The sequence below is a fragment of the Pseudomonas sp. genome (assembly GCF_050739655.1).
Classification (GTDB): Bacteria; Pseudomonadota; Gammaproteobacteria; order Pseudomonadales; family Pseudomonadaceae; genus Aquipseudomonas.
On the sequence record NZ_JBOIBY010000093.1, the window covers coordinates 1 to 3991 of the forward strand.

Sequence of the window (3991 nt, forward strand, 5' to 3'; positions counted from 1 at the left end):
CCGCGATCCTCATGGATCGCGGCCTTTTTTGTGAGTTGCGTTTTGTGGTGAATTTAAGGGCCTCTTCGCGGGCGAGCCCGCTCCCACAGTGGTATTGGGTGGTCACAAATATTGTGTACGCCGCAAATCCTGTGGGAGCGGGCTTGTCGAATCGTCGCACCGCCGCGAAGGGGACATCACGGACACCCAATCAAATCCCTGTTACTTACCAAGGCTAATCTTCGGCGCCCAAGTCAGCCATTCCTCTTCGAATTTGTCGAACAGCGGGAACGTCTGCTCGGGCATTGCCGCACTGCCCATGCGCTCACCGTCCGGCGTGGCAAATGCGACACCGCCCTGAATCATGGTTTCCAAGGACTCGGTGCGCACCGTCGCGCCCTTGAACAGACCGACATCCAGATCGAATCCGCTGGTGTTCCAGAAACGGGTCCCGCTGCGCACCAACGGCGCGTACTTCGGCTCGATAAGGATATGAATCAACACCCGATCCGCAGTCTGGCCCAATTCATAACCGGTTACCTTGCCTACCGTAATTTCGCGATACGTTACCGGTACCCCGGCTTTCAGCGAGCCACGGCGGGCAGCGCTCAGTACCAGGCTCAACCCGGCTTCGGCTTTGGCGGTTTCAGGGGGAATGGCCAGAGCCACGAAGTTTTTCTGCGGGCCGAGATTCTTCGCAGCGGGCTGCACTTCGATGTACTGCCCGGTTACTAACGTCTCAAGATTCGACGTCTTGATCAGTCCCAGTTCCGGTTTTACCACCCAAAACTCACTACCCACTCGCGCAATGCGCTCGGGCACCTCTGTGATTCGCGCGGTCAGCAACACTGACTGCAAATCATCGCTGAGGTCGACGTCCTCGATCTTGCCGACATCCAGCCCTTTGAAGCGGATGGGTGTACCAGCGCGCAAGCCATCGGCGCGGTCAACCTTGATCGTGACCACTGCGCCTTTTTGGTTGGCGTCATCATGACTGGCAAACAGGCGGAAACGCGGGATCCGCTTCTGTAACGGTGCCTTGGCCTCAGGCGTTTCAAACGCGATGCCGCCAGCCATCAGGCTTTGCAAAGACTCACTTTTGACTTGAATCCCGCCGGTCAGTCCGCCCGTCAACGTAATACCACTGGCATTCCAAAACCGCGTCGAAGCGTTGACCAGATCTTCGTACTCCTTCTCGATATGAACACCGATCACCAGTTGATTCTTCTTGCGCGAGAACTGATAGCTCTGCACCGAACCGACCTTGACCTGCTTGTAGAGAACCGGACTGCCGACCTCCAGTGAACCGAGATTGTCGGTGAACAACACCAGATGCAGGCCTGGCGAGCGTAGATCCAGCGGAGGTGCCTTTGGTCGGGCAACGAACTCGCGTTGCGGCGCAGCACCTTTGTCACCGGGACGCACCGCGATGTAGTTACCTTTGACCAACGCCTCGAGACCAGTAATACCCGCCAGAGAAATCGATGGTTTGACCACCCAGAACTGAGTGCCATCGACCAGGTAATCCTCAGCCAGCGGATCCAGCGTCAATTCCGCACTCGCGCCGGACAAATCGGGGTCAACCTTCAGTGCCTTGAGCGTGCCGACCTGAATACCCTTGTACATCACTGGCGTACGGCCAGCCTGCAAGCCTTCGAAATCGCTGAGCTTGACCTTGACCTTGATTCCGGCCGCTGCCGCATCAAAGTCCTCGTAAAGACGAAACGGCAAGCTCGGGTCGGTGGGCGGGCTATCCTTGCGATTTTCCGGCGTGGCAAACGCAATACCACCAGCGACGATGCTGGCCAGAGATTCGCTGCGCACTTTAACGCCCGACAGGTTGGCATCAATGCTTATGCCGCTGGCATTCCAAAAACGCGTATGTTTGCGTACCAGCTTGGCGTATGTCGGCTCGATGAAAACCTTGAGCTCGACGGTGCTCTGATCCTCTGACAGCAAGAAGCTTTTGATCTGACCAACCTTGATCTGCTTGTAGAACACCGGGCTGCCACGATTGAGCGAACCCAGGCGATCAGCCTTGATTGTCAGGTGCAAACCAGGTTGGGCGTCGGATAGCGGCGGTTCTTGGGCCAGTGCCTTGAACTTGCGAGTCGGCTCGCCTTCACCCGGGCTGACCGCAACATAGTTACCCGAGACCAGCGTTTCCAGACCCGTGATACCGGCCAGGCTCACGCTCGGCTTAACCAGCCAAAAGCGTGTGCTGGTCCTCAGATACTGTTCGACATCCTTGTTCATTTCAACGGTGGCGATCACGCCTTTGGTGCTGCCTTCATCATCGAGCTTAAGGGTTTTCACCTTGCCGACCGACATGCCTTTGTAGACCACTTCGGTCTTGTTGGCCTGGATACCCTCACCGCTTTCGAAACGCACCTGAATTTCGATGCCGGTCTCGTTATAGGCTCGCCAGCCAAGCCATCCACCGATGATCAGGGCGATCAGGGGCAATACCCAAATGGCAGACCAGTTCGAGGCCGGTCGGGTCTTCGCTACAGGCAAATCAGTCATGGTCGTAGTCCGACTCCGTGTTATCCCAAATCAGTCGGGGATCGAAAGTTACTGCGGCAAGCATTGTCAAAATCACCACGCTGGCGAATGCGATCGCACCCAGATCAGCTTCGATACTGGCAAGCCTTCCAAAATCCACAACCGCCACCAGGATGGCGATCACAAAAATATCGAGCATCGACCAACGGCCAATAAACTCGATAAAACGGTACATCCATATACGCTGACGAGCCGATAGTGGCTGGTGGCGCTGTACGGAAAACAACAACAGTGCGATGCCTACCAGCTTGAAAGTAGGCACCAGAATACTGGCGATAAAAACCACGGCCGCAATTGGAATCATGCCGTGCTGCACCAGTTGGATCACACCTGACATGATGGTGCTCGGGTCGCCCTTGCCCAACGAGTTCACAGTCATGATCGGCAGCACATTAGCGGGTATATAAAGGATTGCTGCGGTAATCAGCAACGCCCAGGTCCGCATCAGACTGTTCGGCCGACGGGGATGTACCAACGCCCCGCAGCGCGTACAGGTCTGCTCGTCGCTATCAGCTTCCTGCTTGTTCAATTCATGGCATTCAGCGCAAATCAGAATGCCTGCATCAATCGCCCGCATGGGCATCCTCTCCTGATAAAGCCTGCCAGATCTGGTGCGGCGACATCACGACTTCCAACCCCACCTGAACCAACAGCAAACCGATGAAACAAGCCAAGCCAAGGCCTATGGTCATGGCTGCCATATCTGCCAGCTTCACGATCGCCACCAGCACGCCCATGAAATAGACCTCAAGCATCCCCCAATCTCGTAAGTGATGGTAAATGCGGTAAAGCAACAAGCCGTAACTGCGCCCGATATCAAAACGGATGCTTAACAAGACAGCTAGTTGGCAGAGCAGTTTGAGCAGCGGAATGCCCATGCTGCACAGGAACACAACCAGGGAAACGCCTTGCATGCCCGTATTGAAAAGCGCCACAACGCCACTCCAGACAGTATCGTGCGATGTCTGCCCGAGTAGATTGAGCTGCATGATGGGTAAAAAGTTCGCGGGGATATACAGCAGCAACGCCGCGATGACCAGGGCTAGACTGCGCTGTACGACGTTGTAACGATGGGCGTAGAGTTCGTAACCACAGCGAGGACACAGGGCCTTCTCACCATGAGCCAGCTCGGGCTTGCGCATCAGCAAGTCGCACTCATGACAGGCAACCAGATGGTCCAGTGGTAATTCTGACAGCCCTTTGGCGTCATCCGAATCCGGCATAAGCGCTCTGACTCTGAAAAATTGGACCTATTCTAGTGTCCTGAACCGAAAATAACTGTGCAAATTTGTGCGGAGACTGATCGTGCGTTTTATAAGCGCAAAAACAAAACCCCTACCTGCATACGCAGATAGGGGTTTCGGAATTTAATCTTGACGATGACCTACTCTCACATGGGGAAACCCCACACTACCATCGGCGATGCATCGTTTCACTGCTGAGTTCG

3 protein-coding genes and 1 rRNA gene are annotated in these 3991 nt (G+C 55.4%); all 4 read right to left on the reverse strand.

The window, feature by feature from the left end:
* Positions 1-201: 201 nt before the first annotated feature.
* Positions 202-2505 (reverse strand): intermembrane transport protein PqiB, encoded by a 2304-nt coding sequence (locus ACRESJ_RS04960; RefSeq protein ID WP_431756905.1) that lies wholly within the window; start codon positions 2503-2505, stop codon positions 202-204.
* On the reverse strand, positions 2498-3121 hold the full coding sequence (locus ACRESJ_RS04965) for a paraquat-inducible protein A (RefSeq protein ID WP_431756906.1): 624 nt from the start codon (positions 3119-3121) through the stop codon (positions 2498-2500). Before ACRESJ_RS04965 ends, ACRESJ_RS04960 begins: the two co-directional genes overlap by 8 nt.
* Positions 3108-3767: a paraquat-inducible protein A gene (locus ACRESJ_RS04970; protein WP_431756907.1), complete on the reverse strand. Its 660-nt coding sequence runs from the start codon at positions 3765-3767 to the stop codon at positions 3108-3110. Before ACRESJ_RS04970 ends, ACRESJ_RS04965 begins: the two co-directional genes overlap by 14 nt.
* A 148-nt stretch (positions 3768-3915) precedes the next feature.
* A 5S ribosomal RNA gene (rrf, locus tag ACRESJ_RS04975) occupies positions 3916-3991 on the reverse strand; the annotation flags it as partial.